At 46.5% G+C, this 20883-nt stretch carries 18 protein-coding genes; all 18 read left to right on the top strand.

What is annotated here, in order from left to right; translation table 11 throughout:
* The first annotated feature begins 12 nt into the window (after positions 1–12).
* Positions 13–735: a glycosyltransferase gene (locus tag ACESSO_RS16510; RefSeq protein WP_373166654.1), complete on the top strand. Its 723-nt coding sequence runs from the start codon at positions 13–15 to the stop codon at positions 733–735.
* 10 nt (positions 736–745) lie between these two features.
* Positions 746–1864 (top strand): FAD-dependent oxidoreductase, encoded by a 1119-nt coding sequence (locus ACESSO_RS16505; protein ID WP_373166653.1) that lies wholly within the window; start codon positions 746–748, stop codon positions 1862–1864.
* Positions 1861–2778, top strand: coding sequence for a glycosyl transferase family 2 (locus ACESSO_RS16500; RefSeq protein ID WP_373166652.1), 918 nt, complete (start codon positions 1861–1863; stop codon positions 2776–2778). Before ACESSO_RS16505 ends, ACESSO_RS16500 begins: the two co-directional genes overlap by 4 nt.
* Positions 2779–2795: 17 nt before the next feature.
* Positions 2796–3707: a Gfo/Idh/MocA family protein gene (locus ACESSO_RS16495; RefSeq protein ID WP_373166651.1), complete on the top strand. Its 912-nt coding sequence runs from the start codon at positions 2796–2798 to the stop codon at positions 3705–3707.
* 5 nt (positions 3708–3712) lie between these two features.
* Positions 3713–4681, top strand: a complete 969-nt coding sequence (locus tag ACESSO_RS16490) for a glycosyltransferase family 2 protein (RefSeq protein WP_373166649.1) — start codon at positions 3713–3715, stop codon at positions 4679–4681.
* 2 nt (positions 4682–4683) lie between these two features.
* Positions 4684–6081 (top strand): NDP-hexose 2,3-dehydratase family protein, encoded by a 1398-nt coding sequence (locus ACESSO_RS16485; protein WP_373166648.1) that lies wholly within the window; start codon positions 4684–4686, stop codon positions 6079–6081.
* Positions 6082–6084: 3 nt separating this feature from the next.
* On the top strand, positions 6085–7029 hold the full coding sequence (locus ACESSO_RS16480) for a Gfo/Idh/MocA family protein (RefSeq protein WP_373166647.1): 945 nt from the start codon (positions 6085–6087) through the stop codon (positions 7027–7029).
* 2 nt (positions 7030–7031) lie between these two features.
* On the top strand, positions 7032–7925 hold the full coding sequence (locus ACESSO_RS16475; RefSeq protein ID WP_373166646.1) for an NAD-dependent epimerase/dehydratase family protein: 894 nt from the start codon (positions 7032–7034) through the stop codon (positions 7923–7925).
* A 20-nt stretch (positions 7926–7945) separates the two neighbouring features.
* Positions 7946–9136: a UDP-galactopyranose mutase gene (gene glf / locus ACESSO_RS16470; protein ID WP_373166645.1), complete on the top strand. Its 1191-nt coding sequence runs from the start codon at positions 7946–7948 to the stop codon at positions 9134–9136.
* Positions 9133–9519, top strand: coding sequence for a GtrA family protein (locus tag ACESSO_RS16465; RefSeq protein ID WP_373166644.1), 387 nt, complete (start codon positions 9133–9135; stop codon positions 9517–9519). The genes glf and ACESSO_RS16465 overlap by 4 nt, the downstream gene beginning before the upstream one ends.
* A gap of 10 nt (positions 9520–9529) precedes the next feature.
* Positions 9530–10405: a glucose-1-phosphate thymidylyltransferase RfbA gene (rfbA, locus tag ACESSO_RS16460; RefSeq protein ID WP_373166643.1), complete on the top strand. Its 876-nt coding sequence runs from the start codon at positions 9530–9532 to the stop codon at positions 10403–10405.
* Positions 10402–11460, top strand: coding sequence for a dTDP-glucose 4,6-dehydratase (gene rfbB / locus ACESSO_RS16455; RefSeq protein ID WP_373166642.1), 1059 nt, complete (start codon positions 10402–10404; stop codon positions 11458–11460). Before rfbA ends, rfbB begins: the two co-directional genes overlap by 4 nt.
* A 117-nt stretch (positions 11461–11577) precedes the next feature.
* Entirely contained in the window at positions 11578–11823 is a 246-nt protein-coding gene (locus ACESSO_RS16450; RefSeq protein WP_373166641.1) for a hypothetical protein, read from the top strand.
* Positions 11824–11849: 26 nt separating this feature from the next.
* Positions 11850–15485, top strand: coding sequence for an S-layer homology domain-containing protein (locus ACESSO_RS16445; protein ID WP_373166640.1), 3636 nt, complete (start codon positions 11850–11852; stop codon positions 15483–15485).
* 153 nt (positions 15486–15638) lie between these two features.
* Positions 15639–16595 carry a substrate-binding domain-containing protein gene (locus tag ACESSO_RS16440; protein WP_373166639.1) on the top strand — a complete coding sequence of 319 codons (957 nt, stop codon included), beginning with the start codon at positions 15639–15641 and terminating at the stop codon, positions 16593–16595.
* Between the two features lies 1 nt (position 16596).
* Positions 16597–18042 carry a sensor histidine kinase gene (locus tag ACESSO_RS16435; protein ID WP_373166638.1) on the top strand — a complete coding sequence of 482 codons (1446 nt, stop codon included), beginning with the start codon at positions 16597–16599 and terminating at the stop codon, positions 18040–18042.
* Positions 18017–19597, top strand: coding sequence for a response regulator (locus ACESSO_RS16430; RefSeq protein ID WP_373166637.1), 1581 nt, complete (start codon positions 18017–18019; stop codon positions 19595–19597). Before ACESSO_RS16435 ends, ACESSO_RS16430 begins: the two co-directional genes overlap by 26 nt.
* A complete protein-coding gene (locus ACESSO_RS16425; RefSeq protein WP_373166636.1) occupies positions 19594–20691 on the top strand; it encodes an ABC transporter substrate-binding protein in 1098 nt (365 codons plus the stop codon). Before ACESSO_RS16430 ends, ACESSO_RS16425 begins: the two co-directional genes overlap by 4 nt.
* The last annotated feature ends 192 nt before the right edge of the window (positions 20692–20883 follow it).

Genomic DNA, 20883 nt, shown 5'->3' with positions numbered 1-20883 from the left:
AGGAGTAGCACTATGACATTAAATATTTTATTGCCAGTATATAATGAAGAAAAGAGACTTCGTAGGGGCGTGGAAATAACACAAAAATATTTAGCTCAAAAAGCTGATTTTGAGTATCAATTAACGATTGTGGATAATGCATCGTCAGATAAGACGCAGCAAATAGCCGAGCAGCTCTGTTCTGAATTCGAAGGGATCGTACACTATATCAGAATTGCCGAAAAAGGTGTTGGTGCAGCATTTCGCGCCGGCGTAGCAAAAAATACCTGTGATATTGTAGGATATATGGATATAGATTTGGCAACAGATATCAAGCATATTCCCGAAATGATGCAAATTTTCCAAAACAATCCGCAAGCCGATATGGTAAATGCATCACGCTGGAATAAAAAATCGGATACAAGTGGAAGAAAGTTTTATCGCAATATTACATCGATTGGGCTTGTTACGATTTTGAAGTTGGTATTCCATATGAAAGCATCCGATGCAATCTGTGGGTTCAAGTTTTTTAGAAAAGAGGCGCTTGAAAAACTGATGACCTATGCAGAGCCTCAAAATGGATGGTTTTATCTGATTGAGCTGCTCATTCGAGCAGAAAAACATTCATTTAATGTAGTGGAGCTGCCAGTGAAGTGGGAAGATGATGCGAAAAATACAACTGTAAAAACAGGGGCATTGATAAAGGAATATCTAAGACAAATTGTTGCGCTGAAAAAACGTATGAATATGAAATAGAGGAAATGGCATGAATTACGATAAGGTGATTATAGGGGCGGGGCTATATGGGCTTTATAGCGCGCTGAAATGCGGACAAGCTGGTCAGAAAGTGCTTGTGCTGGAATGTGACAGTGCGCCATTTTCAAGAGCAACTTATATTAACCAAGCGCGTGTGCATATGGGATATCACTATCCGCGCAGTTACTCTACGGCCATTAAGAGCGCGCACTATTTCGAGCGGTTTTGCGAAGACTATGGATTTTGCATTCTGACAGAATTTGATCAAGTGTATGCAACCAGTGCGAATTTCAGCTGGACCAATGCAGATGCATTTCGCAAATTTTGTAAAGATGCAGATATCCGTTGTGATGATGTTGCGCCGACAAAATATTTTAATCCAGGAATGTGCGATGGTGCTTATTTGACAACTGAATATACGTATGATGCGCAGATCCTGAAAAGATGGTTTTTGGAGCAGATTTCTAAACACAGCAATATTGAAATTTTGTACAATCATCGAGTGGAGAAAATTGTTAGAAATGCGGCGACATGGACGATCAAAGCAGGAGATGTCAATGCAGAAACACCGTATATCCTCAATGCTACTTATGCGGGCGTGAATGAAATTCATCAGATGGTTGGAGTAGAGCCATTTAAGATTAAGTACGAGCTTTGTGAAATTATTCTATGCAATGTATCTGATAATTTTAAGGATACGGGTATTACGGTTATGGACGGACCATTCTTCTCCATCATGCCATTTGGCAAAACAGGATATCACAGCTTAACCAGCGTTGCATTCACGCCACATCAAACATCGTATGATACAGTGGCAACATTTCCATGCCAAGAGCAGAGCGGCGGAGCATGCAAGCCAGGGTGCCTGTTTAATTGTAATGAATGTGTTGCAAAACCGGAAAGTGCATGGCCAAATATGAGTCAACTGGCAAAGAAATATCTCCATCCGGATTTGAAATTTGAATATGTGGAGAGCCTTTTTAGCATGAAACCCATTTTAAAAGCGAGTGAAATTGATGATTCCCGTCCAACAGTAATTCGAAAGTTTTTTGACGAACCGACCTTTGTGAGTGTTTTGTCAGGAAAGATCAATACCGTATATGATTTAGATGAGGTGCTTGTATTATGATGCCTACTGCCAAAAATAAAGAGCAGAACTATATATCTGCGGTTGTATATGTCGATCGCGCTGATGAAGGAGACATACACTTTTTTCGTACGCTTAATCAAGTGCTAGCAGAGCATTTTTTGAAGTATGAATTAATTGCAGTGACAGCAGATGAAGCTAATCATAATGATAAAAAACTTCGTGATTTCGCAAGTGAGATCAATATGCCGTTGACACTTGTGCATATGTCGCTTAAACAGCCGCACGAGCAATGTATGAACGCGGGACTGGATGTGTCCATCGGTGACTATGTATATGAGTTTGATACAACCGATATGCCTTATGCAAAAGAGGAAATTTGGAATGCGTATGAGCTTGCAATGAAAGGCAATGATATCGTTACCGTATGTCCTTCTGAAGAAAAGGTTACAAGCAAGCTTTTCTATCATATTTTTAATAGGCATAGCAATGCGGAATATAAATTGCGTTCAGACGCGTTCAGACTGGTTTCCAGAAGAGCAATTAACCGCGCTCATGCAATTAGTAACAACCTTCCGTACAGAAAAGCAACTTACGCAGCAAGCGGCCTCAAAATGGCAGAGATTGAGTTCAAGGGAAAAATTAAAAGACAAAAATCCGATAAATTTGAACTTGCAGTGGATAGTCTGGCGTTATACACTGATTTTGGATACAAATTTAGTGTGGGATTAACAGGAATTATGCTGTTGGGCACGCTTGCCATTTTAATCTACACATTTGCAGTCTATCTTATGGGGAATCCGGTTTCAGGTTGGACGACTACCATGCTGGTGTTAACAGGTGGCATGACCGGAATGTTTGCGTTAATTGCAGTAATGATAAAATTCCTGTCGTTGATCCTTATGCTTTCGTTTAAAAAACAAAGCTATCTCGTAGAAAACGTAGAAAAACTTTAATACAGAAAGGGAAAACAATGGATGTAGCGTTGCTTGGGTATGGATATTGGGGACAAATCATTGAAAAATATATCCACAAAAGTCCAACAATGAATTTGAAAAAAATTTATGTGCGCAGCATGCAGAAGCACGAGGGAGATATCTTTACAGATGATCTAAACAGCATTATGCATGCTTCTGAAATTGAGGCAGTTTTTATCTGTCTACCATCTTCGCTGCACTATGATATTTGCAAGATGGCTTTGCAAAGCAACAAGCATGTTTTTTGCGAGAAACCTTTGGTGAAATACAATCAAAACCATCAGGAATTAGTGGAGCTTGCACAGAACAAGCAAAAGGTGCTTTTCACTGATTACATCTATACGGTTTCCCCATCTATCCAGTTAATAAAGGAGAGACTGCATTTACTGGGTAACATCTGCTTGATTGAAGGGCAACTGTTGCAATTTGGTAAGTTTTATCAGGGAGACAGCATATGGGAGAACATTGGGATTCATCTTGTTTCGGTAATCTGTACTTGGTTTCCTGATATACAGATTGAGAAAATTCAGCGTACGGGGCACAAAAATGTGCATGGACAGATAGAAAGTGTATTGCTTGAAGATGCTCATGGGATGCAAGTGAAATTGGAGTGCAGCTTGCTTTGCCCACAGAAAAAACGCTGTATATATATATATGGAGAAAAAGGGAGTATATGTTTCGATATGCTGGACCCTGATGCAACAATTCGTCAAAATCTATATGAGTTAAATCAAGGGGGCTGTGAATTGCAGTCAACACGATCATGGAAATATGATGAGCAGAATAATCTTGTGCATGCTATTTCTTTTTTTGAAGCATTCATAAGATCAGAAAATTATCAATCAAATTTGCATATTTCGCAGAAAGTGCACCGACTGCTGTGTGATATTATAACGAAAGAGGAATAATTTATATGAATAAAAAAACAATCAGCGTAACAATACCCTGTTGGTCTGAAGAAAAAAGTGTTCGTCAGATGTATGACCGATTGATGAAGGTGTTTAGAGAACAACTTTCACAGTACGATTATGAAATCATTTATGTGGATGACTACTCTCCTGATAATACTCGAGCGGAAATTCGCAAGTTGTGTAAAGAGGATAAAAAGGTAAAGGCGGTATTTAATGCCCGTAATTTTGGATTCAGCCGAAATGTCTTTGCTACTATGCAATATGGTAACGGTGACGCAACATTTATGCTATTTGGAGATTTGCAAGATCCGCCCGAACTTTTACCCGAAATGGTGAAACGTTGGGAAGCCGGAAGTAAGGTGGTCATTGGCCAACGGACAAAAGGCAACGAAAATCCAATTATGTACGCTATGAGAAGGTTTTACTATAAACTTATGGGGATGTTGTCAGAGTCGAAGCAAATTGAACACTTTAATGGTTTTGGGCTATATGATAGAAGTTTTATTGATATTCTCAAAAAAATAGATGACCCAATGCCATATTTAAAAGGAATTGTAGCTGAACTAGCGATTGAGCAAAGCATTGTACCATATGAGCAGGCAGCAAGTGTTAGAGGAAAATCTGGTGCAAACTTTCTCAAGAATTACGATCTGGCAATGCAAGGGATTACATCATATACCAAAATTTTAATGCGAATTGCGACTTTTTTAGGTGCAGGTTTAGGAATTCTTAGCGCGATTTTTGCAATTTTTGTTTTAGTATCCAAAATTCTTCATTGGAATCAATATCCGTATGGAACAGCAACCATTATCATTGGCGTCTTTTTTATTGGCGCAGTGCAGCTATTCTTTATGGGCATTTTGGGTGAGTATGTACTCAGTATCAACACTCGTTCCATGAAAAGGCCGCTCGTAGTGGTAGGCGAGAAAATCAATTTCGAACAGAGTGAAGAAGAAAAGGAAGTAAAATAAATATGCAGCAAGATACCCTATATTCGATTGTAAAAAGTTGGGCGGAGAAAGAGCAAGGTGTAAATTCAACGCAGGAAATTCTCAGCTGGGTGAACAGCCTAAATGAAACGGTTGAAGTCGACATTCATAAAAACAAGCTGTCGGATAGCGTATTTTGGTTTTATGATGCAGATAAGGGGACTATCCACAACAAAAATAACAGTTTCTTTTCGATTGTGGGGTTTGAAAAGACCAGTGATGATGGGGCGATTATCAGGCAGCCGGTGATTTTACAGCAAGAGATCGGATTTTTGGGTATCATTTGTCAAGAAATAAACGGTGTAATGCATTTTTTAATGCAGGCAAAAGTCGAGCCGGGTAACATTAATAAAATACAGCTTTCTCCTACCATTCAAGCAACGAAGAGCAACTTTACACAAAAGCACGGTGGAGCAAAACCGCCATATCTCGAGTATTTTGAAAATGCTTCAAAATATGAAATTGTAGTGGATCAAATTCAATCTGAACAGTCTTCGCGCTTTTATAAGAAACGCAATCGTAATATTTTGATACGAGTTAATGAGGAAATTAGCGTGTTGCCATCGCATAAATGGATGACGTTGGGACAAATAAAAGCACTGATGCGAGTGGACAATCTGGTGAATATGGATACCAGAACGGTGTTATCCTGTATTCCATATCATGCATTGCGTCTCACTAATGATCAGCAAAAAGAGCTTAGTAGCCTGTTTTCTGATCAAGCTCTATTTCAGTCTGTTTTTTTTGGAGATGGAATAAATTCTTTGCCGGAGATCTACCACAGCATCAATGACTTTAAGATGTTTCATGCGACGCAAGGCAAGTTTGTTCCACTGCATCAGTTACAAGGTTGGACAATGCAGGATGACAAAATTTCCCATAAAATGCCCTACCCATACCGGGTGATTTTTTGTGATATAGCCATTGAAGGGCGAGAGGTAAAACAATGGACACAGCCGTTGTTTGAAGCGATGGGTATTGCGACCTTTGGCCTGATTTGTTGTGAAAAACAAGGAGTGCTGAAATTCCTTGTAAAGACAGCGCCAGAGCTTGGCTGTTTTGATGAAATTGAGCTTGGGCCTACAGTGCAGAGAGAAGCTGTACCGATGCACGGACATGAAGAAAATGAAATAGAACAAATTTTTTTTGATTATCTTGCAAAAGGGAAGGGCGTATTTTTTGATCATCTTCTTTCTGAAGAGGGCGGACGATTCTATCATGAGCAAAACCGAAATATTCTGATGAAGGTGCGGGAGGAAGAAATGCCGCCGTTGCCAGAGGGGTATTTTTGGACGGATTACCGAACGTTAAACGAACTTGTGCAGGTGAATAATACGCTTAATATTCAGTTGCGCAATTTACTTTCTCTATTGGAGGTGTAAAAAGTGAGACTTGGGATTTTGGGAACGGCAGATATCGCTTTTCGCAGATTTTTGCCTGCACTGAGCAAGTGTGATGGTATTACTTATGTTGGTGTAGCATCTCGTACCCCTCAAAAGGGAGAGAAATTCCGAGAAGCTTTTGGCGGAGAGGTATATGAGTCCTATGATGCGCTTATTGCAGACAAGAGTATCGATGCAGTTTATGTTCCACTGCCACCTGCTCTTCACTTTGAATGGGGAAAGAAGGTGTTGGAGGCAGGAAAACATCTTTTGATGGAAAAGCCGTTTACTACAAACCTGCATGATACAGAGCAGCTTTTGAAACTGGCAGAGGAAAAGGGACTTGCAGTACACGAAAATTATATGTTCCTCTACCATAGCCAACTTGCAAAGATCAAACAAATGATTGCAGATGGAACACTGGGTGAGATTCGTCTTTACCGAATGTCGTTTGGGTTTCCCATGCGTTCGCAGGGAGACTTTCGCTATAATAAGGAATTAGGGGGCGGCGCATTATTGGATTGCGGCGGCTATCCAGTTCGTTTAGCGCTCGAAATGCTCGGTGATACAGCGAAGGTCGTGCACTCAAAACTTGTTCAGCCAGAGGGCTTTGGGGTTGATTTGTACGGTAGTGCTGTTATGGAGAACGATGCAGGTGAGGTGGCACAGCTTTCATTTGGTATGGATAATGCCTATCAGTGTCAGCTTGAAGTTTGGAGCAGCAAGGCAACGCTGATTGCTCCTCGTATCTTCACCGCTGGTGATGGCGTGAAACCAAGTCTTATTCTGCGCACATCTTCGGATGAGAGTAAGATAGAATTGGATGCAGATGACCAGTTTTTACATTCAATGCAAGTATTTGCGAACAAAGTTTTCGAAATTCCGATGCAAAGTGATGATATATTTATGCAATCATCTATGATGCAAGAAATAATGGAGAAGAATTAAAGATGACAAGAATCGCTGTCATAGGTGCCAATGGCTACTTGGCAAGAAATTTTACATTTCTGTGTAAAAATAAAGCAAACATTCGACTATATGCATATGGCTATGAAGACAGACAACTGGATGGATATGAAAATTATACTCCAATTGATGTGTTTTCCAAAGAAGACATGAGAAATGTTGCAAGTAGCTGTGATGTAATTTATTTTTTTACGGGCAAAACAGGAACACTACAAGGGTTTGAGCAACACGACGAGTTTTTAAATTTAAATATACGCGCACTTGTTAACACGTTGAATGCTGCAAAAGAATGTAATCCATTTGTTAAAATTGTTTTTCCCTCAACAAGGCTAGTATATAAGGGGGCAGAGCATCGGTTAACAGAAGATGCAGAAAAACAATTTCTAACACCCTATGCGCTTCAAAAATTTATGTGTGAGCAATATTTGGAAATGTATAAAAATTTGTATGGAATCCGATATAGTGTTGCGAGAATTTGTGTGCCATATGGCTCGCATATTGGAGAGGTAAGTGCATATGGTACGATTGGTTTTTTTATTCATCAACTTAGGGAAACTGGAAGTATTAAATTATTTGGAGATGGGCATCAAACGCGAACATTTACTTATATAGATGATTTGTGTAACGACTTATTGTTTTTAGGAATAAATGAAGCTTGTGATAATCAAGTTTACAACATTGGTGGAGAAAATTTGTCGCTTAAGGATCTTGCAGGTTTAATTGTAAACAGATTTGGCGGTCGTGTAGAATATATTGAATGGCCAGAATATGCTTTAAAAATAGAGTCAGGGGATACAATGTTTGATTCTTCGAAGCTGGATTTGTTGACCGGTTTGTCTGAAAGGACTAGAATTAATGAGTGGCTGCAAAGCATTTGAATTTTAGTCATGCTGAAAGGATGAAGATGATGGGAAGAATTATTGTAGTTGGCGCAGGCTTTTCGGGTAGTATTCTGGCTAGAAAAATCGCAGAGGAGCTGGGATATTCCGTTATCGTCATAGAACGACGTTCCCATATAGGTGGAAATGCTTTTGATGAAGTAGACGAGCATGGTATTTTGGTACAAAAATATGGCCCTCATTTTTTGAATACAAATCATTATGAGGTTATTCGTTTTTTAAAACAATATGGAGCACTGCATCCGCATAACGCCAGATTGCTTAGCTTTATTGATGGAAGTTATGTGCAGCTCCCATTTAACTTTACCTCTGTGCAGCAGCTGATTGGTGCGGAGAAGGCAGAATCTCTGCTTGCAAAACTCAGAGAAGCTTTTTATGGACGCGATCGTGTACCGATTTTGGAACTGGTTGACCATGCCGACCCTGATATCAGTGGCTATGGCACACTTCTGTTTGAAAAGGCATATCGCACCTATACATCAAAAATGTGGGGGATTCAGCCTGAGCAAATCGATAAGTATGTTTTGGAACGCGTTCCAATGGCAATGAACTATGATGAGCGATATTTGAATAAAGATTTTCAGTATCTGCCAACGGAAGGGTTTACGAAGCTGTTTGAAAATATGCTCGATCATCCGAATATAGAAGTTCGTCTGAATACGGACGCGCTTTCATTATTGCGTCTGGAAGAAGATACAGGATCTATCTACTTTGAGGGTGAAAAGGTAGATTGCCTTGTTTATACCGGTGCGATTGACGAATTATTTGGACGAAAATATGGCTTGCTTCCGTATCGTTCGCTTGATATTCGGTATGAGTACTATGCAGATAGTACGAGTGTATTACCGTGTGAAATTATCTCTTATCCTCAGGCAGATGGCTATACCAGAAAAACAGAGTATCATAAACTAATGAAGGATTATAACAAGGCGCAGGGAAGCGTTGTGGCAACAGAATATCCTCTGCAATATGATCCTGATGCAGAGGTTGGCAATATTCCGTATTATCCGGTTATGACAGAAGAGAGCAATCTGCTTTATCAAAAATATTTGAATGACGCGAAAAAATATAATGGACTGTTTTTGTGTGGGCGTTTGGCAGAGTTTAAATATTATAATATGGACATCTGTATTGAGCATGCTCTTGCCTATTTTGATAATGTAAAGGATTATTTAGGGGATCTATCATGAAAAAATTTCTGGAACGAGAATTCCTGATAGAAACCTTTCGCTATCTGGTTTGCGGTATTTCAACTGTTATTGTTAATATTGTTGTGTACAAGTTGCTGTCTTATCAATGTGATACGCTAATTGCGAATACCGTAGCATTTATCCTATCTGTTTTATATGCTTATTTTACAAACAGTTTGTTTGTGTTTCGAGTTCGTCTGACATGGAAAAACTTTCGTGAATTTTTCGGCATGCGAATCGGCACCATTTTTATTGACAACGGCATGTTGTTGTTGCTTATCTGGCTTGGTATGCATGACATGCTCGCGAAATGTATCGTTAATGTTGTTATTATTGGACTAAACTATATTTTCAGCAAACTGTTTATTTTCAAAAAGAAATGAGTGGAAAGATATGAAAGGTATCATTCTGGCAGGTGGATCGGGTACGCGCCTATATCCGATTACAATTGGTGTATCAAAACAAGCGCTTCCGATTTATGATAAGCCGATGATTTATTATCCGTTATCTACCTTGATGTTAGCAGGTATCAGGGAGGTTTTGATTATCTCCACACCTCGGGATATTTCTGTATTTAAGGAGATTTTAGGCGATGGCAGCCAACTTGGAATGAAATTTGCCTATGCTATGCAGGAGAAGCCAAATGGGCTTGCAGAGGCATTTATCATTGGTGAAGAGTTTATCGGCGATAGCAAAGTAGCATTGGTTCTGGGGGATAATGTTTTTTACGGCGCCAGTTTTTCAGCAACGCTAGCGCAAGCAGCAGCGTTAGAAAAGGGAGCGGTTATTTTTGGATATCCCGTTCACAATCCGAAAGAGTTTGGTGTAGTGACATTTGACGAAGATGGGCGAGTGCTTTCGCTCGAAGAAAAACCGCAAAAGCCGAAGTCGAATTATGCTGTTCCCGGTCTTTACTTCTATGATAATCAAGTGGTGGAGATCGCAAAGAACATTAAACCTTCTGCTCGTGGGGAACTCGAAATTACAGAAGTGAATAATGAATATTTAAGGCGTGGCCAGCTAAAAGCTGTGAAATTTTTCCGTGGTATGGCCTGGCTGGATACCGGTACCTATGAGGGCTTGCAGGAGGCTTCTCAATTTGTGAGTATCATTCAAAAACGTCAAGGACTCTATGTGTCATGCATTGAGGAGATCGCTTATCGCAAGGGATTTATTGATAAAGAGCAATTACTCACATTAGCAAAACCGCTGATGAAAACGGAATATGGACGGTATTTGCATACCATTGCAGAGGAGGAGTTTGCATGAAACGGGTACTGGTTACGGGAGGGGCTGGATTTATTGGCTCTAATTTTGTTCACTATCTGCTTCGAGAGAAAAATGATATTGAGATACTGGTGAATCTTGATGCGCTGACTTATGCGGGTAATTTAGAAAACCTGACTGCGATAGAGACGGATGAGCGATATTGTTTTGTCAAGGGTGATATTCGTGATAAGGAACTGGTCGAAAATCTGTTTTCGGAATATTGCTTTGATACAGTGGTGCATTTTGCGGCAGAAAGTCATGTTGATCGCAGTATTGAAGAGCCGGAGTTGTTTTTGACAACCAATATTGTTGGGACGCAAACGCTCTTAGAGGCAGCAAAGCGTCATTGGAAAATCCATCCCGAAGATAAATATTCTCGTGAATATCGTGGGGGTGTGAAATATTTGCAAGTATCTACCGATGAGGTGTACGGCGCATTGGGAGCGACTGGTATGTTCACTGAAACGACACCACTTTCGCCCAATAGCCCATATTCTGCATCGAAAGCAAGTGCAGATTTGGTTGTTCGAGCATATCATGAAACCTATGGTATGCCTGTAAATATTACCAGATGCTCGAACAATTACGGCCCTTATCAGTTCCCGGAAAAGTTGATTCCGCTAATGATTCATAATGCTAGCAATGATAAGGCTTTGCCTATATATGGCGATGGGATGCAGATTCGTGACTGGTTGCATGTATCTGATCATTGTGCAGCGATTGCAACTGTGATAGAAAAGGGTAGAGTTGGCGAGGTATATAATATCGGTGGGAACAATGAAAAAGCGAATATTGAGATTGTTCGCTTGATTCTTTCAGAGCTGGGTAAGCCAGAAAGCCTGATCACCTATGTAAAAGATCGCCCTGGGCATGATCGCCGCTATGCAATTGATAATACTAAGATTACGACAGAATTGGGGTGGAAACCTCAATATACGTTTGAACAGGGCATCGCGGAGACGATTGTATGGTATCAAGAGCATCAAGACTGGCTTGAGCGAATCACATCCGGTGCATATGTCAATTATTATAAGAAGATGTATGGAGATGGTTGAATAGTATCTGCACGGACTTAAATTTCAATGGTGTAGCCGATAGAAGATACCATCCCCAGTTTTGTATAAACCTCCCGTGCGGTGTAGTAAAGAAGCAACGCACAGGAGGTTTTACATTTGGCCAGAAAAATCGTGCTTCGGAAAGAAATGCTGGGTCATGTCAAGAATTTTTCGCAAATTGGTTTGCAGACTCTAGAAATGGAAGCGAAAGGGAATTGTCAAACCGTTCTCGATCATGCATTATCAAAACTTAAGATTTTTTCCGGAAGAAAGTATAAGTCTTTTCGGATGTCTTCCTGCTGTGCAAGATTTTTTCATAAGTTATTGCATTGTAAACAAGAGCCGGAATGCGTATTCTTATAATACCGCAGAGAGTACAGAAAGGAAGGATGAAAGTGAGCGCACGCAAGAAGTTTTTCAGCTTGCATAAGCAGCTGACCGCGGCGGCATTGGCCGTATTGATGGCAATGTCAGCGGGAGTGGGGGCGTTGGCGGCAGATGAGCCTGCAACCAATGCTGGATTTGAAAATGGCCCTTATCTGTTGGCGCCCAAGGCCAACAGCATGGTGGTTGCTTTTGAAGGCAAAACCGGCGATGCAGCCAAAATTTATTACGGCACTTCGGCAGACAATATGCAGGAGCTGAGCATCAATTCGCAGGATGGCCCGGCTTTTGAAGGCGAGAAAATGCACATTTACCGGGCGAAGCTGGAAAACCTTACCCCGGATACACTTTATCAGTACCGCATTGAACTAAAGGACGGTTCGGTGGAAAACGGTACGTTCAAAACATTGAGCGAAAACCCGGATGATATCCACTTTATGGTGGTTTCGGACACACATAAGTTTGAAACCGCGCAGGCAGTCAGCGATTACATCATGGCCAACCGCCCGGATTTTGTCCTGCACACCGGCGATATGGTGGAAGGAACGGGCACCCAGAAGGATCAGTTTAATTTCTGGTTCAAGAACGGAACGGAATTTATTAAAAACATTCCGGTGATCTATAACTGCGGTAATCATGACTACGGTGAATATTTTGATGCGTATGTGACCGAGGTGCAGAAGCAGGAATTCCATTCCAATACCGACGGCACCAATATCTCCTTTAACTACGGCAACACGCACTTCACGATGATGAACTCCAACCCGTGGTCGCTGTTCGAGCTGAACACGGATTCGGCAGGCGGCAGCGCAAGTGCGGAGACACATGCGAACGTGGAAAAGTCGCTCGAATGGCTGCGTAACGACCTGCAGTCGGACGAGGCACAAAATGCGGATTTTCGTGTACTGACCATGCACCATCCATATGAGGATTTGTATACCCGCAAGTACATCCCGCCGATCGCGGAAAAGTACAATGTCAATGTAATGTTTGCAGGCCATACCCACGCATACAGCCGCATTGCTTCGGCAGACCCGGCGGTTGGCACAGGAACGTTGTATGTGACGCAGGGCGATGCCCGCGTGGGCGACGGCAAGGTTTCGACCGGTTCGGATGACGAGCGTCTGGATGAAAACCTGCCCGAACTGTTGGCAAACGGCAAGGGCGACATGCTCGACGTACATATCAAGGACGGCGTGCTGACCTACACGAACCTCGGCCTGTCCGAAAGCGGTGAGAAGGAGATCGAAACCGTGGCGCTGGCGCAGAACGGCGCAGATGTGAAGCTGAGCGACATCGCGATTTCTCCGGACAGCGTGCAGTCGAGCGGCGCGGCTACGGTCAAGGCAACCGCAACCAATACCGGCAAGGGGTTGGCTGTCGTCAGCCTGCCGGTGAACGACAACGGCATGACCCGTTATCTGTATCATTTCGGAAAATACGGCAAGGAGCGCGTCGTAGCGCTGCAGCCGGGCGAGAGCAAGACGGTATCCGCAGAGCTGACGCTGACCGATCTGGGCAAACACACGCTCAAGCTGGGCGACTATACGAAAATAGTGGACGTTACCTACCGTCCGGCGACTTACTCCGCATCCAACCTGCGCGTCAAGCTTGGTGACGGTGAGACGAGCGATATCAATTCGGATGTGCTGTATGTCAAGGCGGATGTTACCAATATTGGCAATGATGTAGGCAACCTGCCGGTCGCCTTTGTGATGGACGGTAGCAGCCTTGCCGAGCAGCGGGTTACGCTGGCGGCTGGCGAAACCAAAACGGTTGAATTTGTGTATCAGTTTGATACTTATGGCGATCATGAGGTTGCCATTGGCAATTCCGATGCCAAAAAGGTCACGATCGCAGGCACGATCCAGGGCACGCCGATCGTCAAGGATAAGTCGGGTAAAGGCAATGACGGCATCATCCGCGGCAAGCCGACCCTGATCACTTATGGCAAAAACAACGAATACGGCCTGAAGCTGGACGGCGTATACGACTACATCGAGATTCCCGACCGCCAGAACTATGTGGTGGACGACGGCGTCACCGGCATGGTTTGGGCGAACATTGGCCGTCTTGCCAAGGGCGATTCGACTGACTGGGACCACAACCCGCTGATGATGAAGGGTTCGACCATCAACTACGGCACAAACTATCTGTTCCGTATGGCAGTCCGATCGACCGGCAAGCTGACTTACGGCGTAGGCTTTGACAACGACAATGGCGAATATTTCTGGAATGACAGCGACGGCAAGAACCAGAATGGCGCAGAATACGGCGCACAGCTGAACGAATGGGTGCAGTACACCGGCTCGTTCGACCGTGCAACCGGTGGCGCAAGCTATCAGAACACCGAGGTCAGCGGCACGATCGCTGCACCGGCATTCGACTCCCCGATCAAGAACTGGCCCGGCTGCTCGATGTATGTCGGCGGTACCTATACCCGCCATCTGCTGCCCGATCGCAACCGCGGCAAGTACCACTGCATGCTGCAGGGCGAGGTCGGTCAGGTGCGCTTCTACACCACCAAGCTGTCCGACGCGGACAACAAGGCGGTTTACGCTAACCCGACAGCGGCAGGTCCTCAGGCAGATAAAATGGTAGTCTGGCTGGACTTCAATCCCAAGAACATCGTGACCACTGGCACGCACCAGACTGAGTGGGTCTCTGTCGGCGCACTGCAGGAGCTGCAGTATGATGCGCTGGTGGAAGGCAAGGCTGGTCTGTCGGTGAAGGTTGAACTGTCGCAGGATGGCAAGAACGTTTCTTCCTCCAAACAGTACACACTGGCAAACGGCGCCAATACGATCGACCTGAGCGAACTCGGTGAGGCGAAGTTCGTCCGTCTGACCACGACGTTTGACAGCGCGGTTGGCACCGACAGCACCGATCTGCCCAAGGTGATGGAATACACGCTCAAGGGCGCGGAGCAGAGCGCGAAGTGGTCGACCATCGCGGACTGGAACCGCGGCACGTTCAGCGGCGCGGCTGGTCACGAAAATCTGGATTTCTACAACGGCTACGAGAACGACTTTGACGACTACTCCGCCAAGGCTGACATGAGCATGACGGTTGAGGCATCCGGCGAGGATGTCCGTCCGTCCCAGAAGTTTACCGATACCCGGACGCACTGGGCGGCCGACGCGGTGGACTACGTCGTGGAAAACAAGCTGTTCAACGGCACAAGCGAGACGGAGTTCTCCCCAGATGCCGAGATGACTCGCGGCATGCTGGTGACAGTGCTGCACCGTCAGGCGAAGGAGCCGGAGAGCGCGGCGAGCAGTTTCGCAGATGTTCCGGCAAACCGTTACGACGCCAAGGCAATCGGCTGGGCAGCGGAAAATGCGATCGTGTCCGGTGTGAGCGAAAACATGTTTGCGCCCGACCTTGCAATCACTCGTGAGGAGATGGCAACGATCCTGTACCGATATGCCAAAACGCAAGGGGCAAGCAGCGACGTTTCCGACGATACACTGGACGGCTATCCGGATGCGGATGCCGTGTCCGGATGGGCACGGGATGCGGTTGCATGGTGCATCGGTGAAGGCTTGATCAGCGGCTCTGACGGCGGTGCGATCGATCCGGCAGGGACGGCAACCCGTGCGGAGATTGCAACCGTTATGATGCGCTACCAGAACAAGTAAACAATCCGTACCGCATGACTTTGCATTGTGCATGCGGGAAGCGAGCAGCGCTGCCGGTGGTTTAACGGCAGCGCTGTTTGTTTATTTGGCGGCTTGTTTCCCGCAGGGCGTTGTTGTACAATGAAAACAGAAATATCTTTGCTGGAGGCTGAGATGAAATCTTTTTCCCGACTGATCGGTTGTGCAGTCCTGTTTTTGGCAACCGGGATGATTTTGCTCGCGCTGCAACTATATGCGCGGTCAGATATGGCCTCGAAAACGGATGAGCAGTATGTTGTGGGTGTTGTTGCAACCGCGAGCGAAGATGAGTGGCATGCTATGATGCTGGAAAGTATTTTGGATTCCGCCGCCGCGCAAGGGTTTGATGTGATCACGCTCCATTCGGCGCGCAGCACGGATGCGCAGGCCGAGCAGGTGCGCGCGTTGATCATCTATCAGGTGGATGCGATTGTGCTTTCTCCTGTTGCTGAAACAGGATGGGATTATGTTTTTCAAGAGGCGCATGATGCGGGTATCCCGATTATCACAGTCAATAAGCGCGCGTCTGCACCGCAGGAGGATTTGGTCAGCTATGTTGGCTATGATTATAACGCAGCGGGACATGACGCAGCGCTAGCGTATCTGGCATCGCCGGGCGAGCATGACGGGAATGTGGTGGAACTGTGCGGAACGGTAGACGCGTCCTTCACGCGGGAGATTACAGGCGGGTTCAGCAACTGCCTGCGGCAGATGCAGTCGCCTCTGCGCATCAATTACAGCGTCAGCACAGAGTTTATGCGTTCGCGTGCAAAAGAAGTGATCGAGTGGCTGGCGAGCAATCGCTACGAAATGGATGTAATTCTCGCGCATAGCGATGGGATCACAATTGGCGCTGTGGAGGCACTGGAGGCGACAGGCGGAGCACCCGGAGACGAGGTGCAGATATATGCCTTCGGCGGCAGTGAGCAAGTGCTGCAAATGCAGCGCGACGGGAAAATCAGCTGGTTGGCTTATCTCGATCCGGCCTTGTTGGGCGAGCAGGCGGTCGCTGAGGTGCAGGAGCGCTTGTCCGGCGCACATCCGGAAGAGCGGCTGTGCCCAGTGCAGATTTTGAGCAAGGGAGGTCAGTGAAATGACCCCTTCCAGCATTCGTTTGACGCTGAAACGTTCCTACCGCACGATTATTTGTGCGCTGCTGGTGCCGGTGCTGATGCTGCTTGTCACGATTGTCGGCTTGTCTTTCCAATACAGCAGCTGTATTGAGAATATCGAAACGGCCAACACATTGCGTGAAACGGTCGGGGATCAGAGTACGGAAGAAGTGTGGCAAATCGTTTCGGGCAATCTGGCATTTGAGGACGGAAAGCAGTATGCGTACATGTCGCGGATTGTGAACGGAATCCAAGTGCTTGAGTCCAGCAGCAGCGCGCAGAGCAGTCAGTATTTGCAGGCGGCTGCCCGCGCGACAGAGACCATGAAAAACTATTTTGATATTCTTGGTAAGCAAATTGCGGAAAACCGTGCGGTTGCCTACCGTGAAAGTGTAATGGAGGAAATCAGCAGTGTAGCGCGCTTGATCGACGAAATGCTGCAAAACTATATCGAAGAGGAAATCGTGCGCATCGGTGAACTGAACCGGCAAATCCAGTCAACAACGTTTGTTATGGTGATTATTTCGTTCGCGTTGTTGGCCATGACGGGCTGGTATGCGCGGAAAAGCTATCAGCATGTGCAGCAGGCAATCGACGAACCGGTGCAGGCGCTGGATAAAATGGCGGCCGCCATTGCGGTGGGCGATTGGGACGCGCGCACCGCATTGCCGCAGGTGGAAGAATTTCGCGGTTTGGCGCGCCACCTGAACCACATGGCAAGTCGGCTGGAGCATTCGGTAGCTGAGCAGCTGATTGCTGAAAAAAACCTGCAAAAGGCGGAAATGAGGACGCTGCAGGCACAGATCACACCGCATTTTCTGTATAATACGCTGGATACGATTGTGTGGCTAGCTGAGGCAGAGCGCAATCAGGAAGTGATGGATATCACGATGGCGCTGACGAGCTTTCTGCGCATTTCGCTCAGCAGCGGACAGGATTTTATCCCGGTCTCCCGTGAGATCGAGCATGTAAAAAGCTATCTTGCCATTCAGGCGACCCGATATGGCAGCACGATGGAGTATCGCATCGAGGCGGATGGCAGCCTGGGAAATATGCAGGTACTCAAGCTGCTACTACAGCCGCTGGTGGAAAATGCCATCTATCATGGTGTGCGCGCAAAGCGTGGGCGCGGCTGTATCGTGGTTTCTGTTCAGCGCACGGGCAAGGATCAGATGACGTTTTCCGTTTCGGACAACGGCATCGGGATCGAACCGGAAAAACTGCGCGCACTGCAAGCGGATCTGTCGGCCGGAGTCTGTCCGGCGACGCAGTCCGGCGGATTTGGACTGTTTAATGTCTCGCAGCGCATCCGGCTGTATTATGGCACGGAGCTGCAGATCGCAAGTGTTTATCGGGAGGGAACGACGGTTTCGTTTACCATCCCGTGTAAGGAGCAGGAAAATGTATCGTATATTTCTGGCAGATGATGAAGACATCATTCGAGACGGCCTTCGGCGCACGATCGACCGCGTCGACTTACCGGTCAGTTTTTGCGGGGAAGCACCGGATGGTGAAATGGCCCTGCCGCTCATTCAGGAGCTGCGGCCGGATATTTTGATCACAGACGTGCGCATGCCCTTTATGGACGGGCTTGCGTTGGCGTCGCTCGTGCGCCGCGCCATGCCGTGGGTACATATCATTGTGCTCAGTGGGCATGATGAGTTTGAATATGCACAGCGTTCGGTTTCGATCGGCGTGGACGCTTATCTGCTTAAACCTATCGACCCGGGCAATCTGAGGAAGGCACTCGAGGATACTATTGCCCGTATCGAGGCGGACAAGGTGCAGCTGCTGGCCAGACAGCGCACGGATGACGAGCATATGCTACTACGTGAGAATTTTCTGGCGCGGGTGGTCAGCGGGGCGCTGCCCTCGGCTGATATCCACGGCCAAAGCAGCCGGTTCGGCATTAACCTGCTGGCAAAACAGTATCAGGTGGGCTACATCTCGCTACCGCAGGCGTGCTTTCGCGGTGAGGGGACAGAACGGCTTCGCTGCTTGTTTTCCCAGTTATTCGATGCTCGGGATACCGTGCAGGCATTTCTGAAAGGCTGTGACTGCGGTATTTTGCTGCTGACCGGCAATACGCCAGACGAGGTGCAGGAAACTGCGTACGAGGCGGCGCGCGCGTTGCAGCATGAGTTGGAACGGCTGCTGGATACGGTTTCAGTGATTGGGCTGAGCCGTGTATGCGACCGGATCAGCGCGCTGCCGGATGCGTTGCAGCAGGCGCGGCAGGCGGCGCAGGTCGTCGGTTCGGGACTAAAGCAGAGCCGGATCACAGGATTTGACGAATTGTCGACGACTGTGTCATCATCGAGGCTCGAGCTTGGTGCAGATGTGCCTCTGGTGGACAAGATCCGCCATATGCAAGAGAAGGATATCCCTGATATGGTCAATGCGTATTTGTCAACGGTTAACCAAGAGGATGTACAGAGCGTGCTGTATCGGTATTACTTACTGGTTGACTTGCTGATGGTCGCTTCACGATTTGTGCGCGAATTGCAGCTGGAACCGCAGGAATGCTTTGAAGATGTTTCGGATATATCCAAACTACTGCATACCGCCGGCGAGTTGGACAGCGCGCGTGCTTTTTGTATCGAGATACTCGAGCGGGTTGTACGCTATCGTGGGATGAGCGAGCCCATCCGTTATGGCGCGGAAATCGAGAGGGCGCGTATGTTTATTCGTGAAAATTATGCCGACCCGAATATTTCACTGCATGTGGTCGCATCTGCCATTGGTTTTTCGTCCAATTACTTCAGTACAATTTTTTCACAGGAAACCGGCGAGACCTTTATTGAATATCTGACCAAAACACGGATTGAGGCAGCCAAAAAGGCGCTGCGTGAGACCGACCGTAAATTGTCGGAGATTGCGTTTGATATCGGATATAATGAGCCGCAGTATTTCAGCTATATTTTCAAGAAGAACACTGGACTGACGCCGCGGGAATACCGTATGCAGGAGGGCAGCGTATGAAAAAACGCATCCTGTGCGTCTGCGCAGCGGGGCTGCTGCTGGTCTCCGGCTGCACGTCCCAAAACGGAGAACCAGAAGTGGAGCTGCAGCCGGATTTTACGGTGGAGGCGGCTGTGCAGCCGGAGTATCCAATACTGACTGTCTACACGCCGTTGACTGAGCCGGAGGTTTCGGTGTATTTCGACGCGTTTGAAAAGGACACGGGTATCCGCGTGGAATGGGAGCACCTTTCCACGCCGGATATGCTGGAGCGTGTGCGGCAGGAGCGGGATGCGCCGCAGGCCTCTGTGATGTTCGGTGGTTCAAGCGAAAACTATATAGCCATTGCAGAACAGGGGCTGCTCGAACCGTATGAGCCGGAAGGGTTGGAGCAGATTGCGGACATCTATCAGGATGCGGCACATGCATGGTCGCCGTGCTATGTGGGTGCGATCTGCTTTGCCTATAATGAGGAAACCTTTGCGCAGGAAAAGCTGCCGCTTCCGCAAACCTGGGATGACTTGCTCGACCCCGTGTTCCGTGGGCGGATTGTAATGGCGCATCCTTCGCTTTCGGGCACCTCCTACACAATCGTTGCTGGTCTGGCGCAGATGCGTGGAGAGGATGCAGCGTTTGAGTACCTGAAAAAGCTGGACGAAAACATTGCCTATTATACCAAAGGCGGCCCGTATTCTCCGTCTGCAGTGGGACTGGGGGGTGCGGCGTTGTGTATCACATTTGCACATGACGCTTTGCGGCAGGCGCACGAAGGCTTGCCTATCAAAATCATTTTCCCGAGCGACGGTACAAGCTATGAGATTGGTGCAATGGCGCTCATCCGCAATGCTGACCCGCGAGAGGCGCAAAACGCTCGTACTTTTTTAGACTGGGTTCTTAGCCGGCGTGGGCAGGAATGTTATATTGACGCAAAAGGAGAGCGGCTTCCGGTCAATCCCGGCGCAAAAACAGCGGAGGGGCTGACCGAACTCGACCGTGTATCCATCATCCGATATGATACGCAGTGGTGTGCGGAAAACCGCGAACATCTGATTGAGCGGTTTGCGCAGGAGATTCGCGCCGCCGAAGACCCAGGAGATGGGGAGGTTATAGAATGATCAAAGGACGGTTAATAATGGGTAAGACATGGGTGTAAAGAGCTTGGGTTGGTCGGTCAATTCAGCAAAAAGGGAAAAAGCAAAAAAATAGTAAAAAGCTGTTGACAAAAGGCGCATGGGGTAGTATACTATTCAAGCTGCTTCGGTGAGAGGCGGCCGAACCGGAAAAGTTCGACAAGAAATGAAAAAACT

It is taken from the genome of Agathobaculum sp. Marseille-P7918, from assembly GCF_964248325.1.
In the GTDB taxonomy this organism is placed as follows: Bacteria; Bacillota; Clostridia; order Oscillospirales; family Butyricicoccaceae; genus Agathobaculum.
The sequence above is the reverse complement of the archived record's forward strand: the minus strand, read 5'-3'. Positions and strand labels throughout refer to the sequence as shown.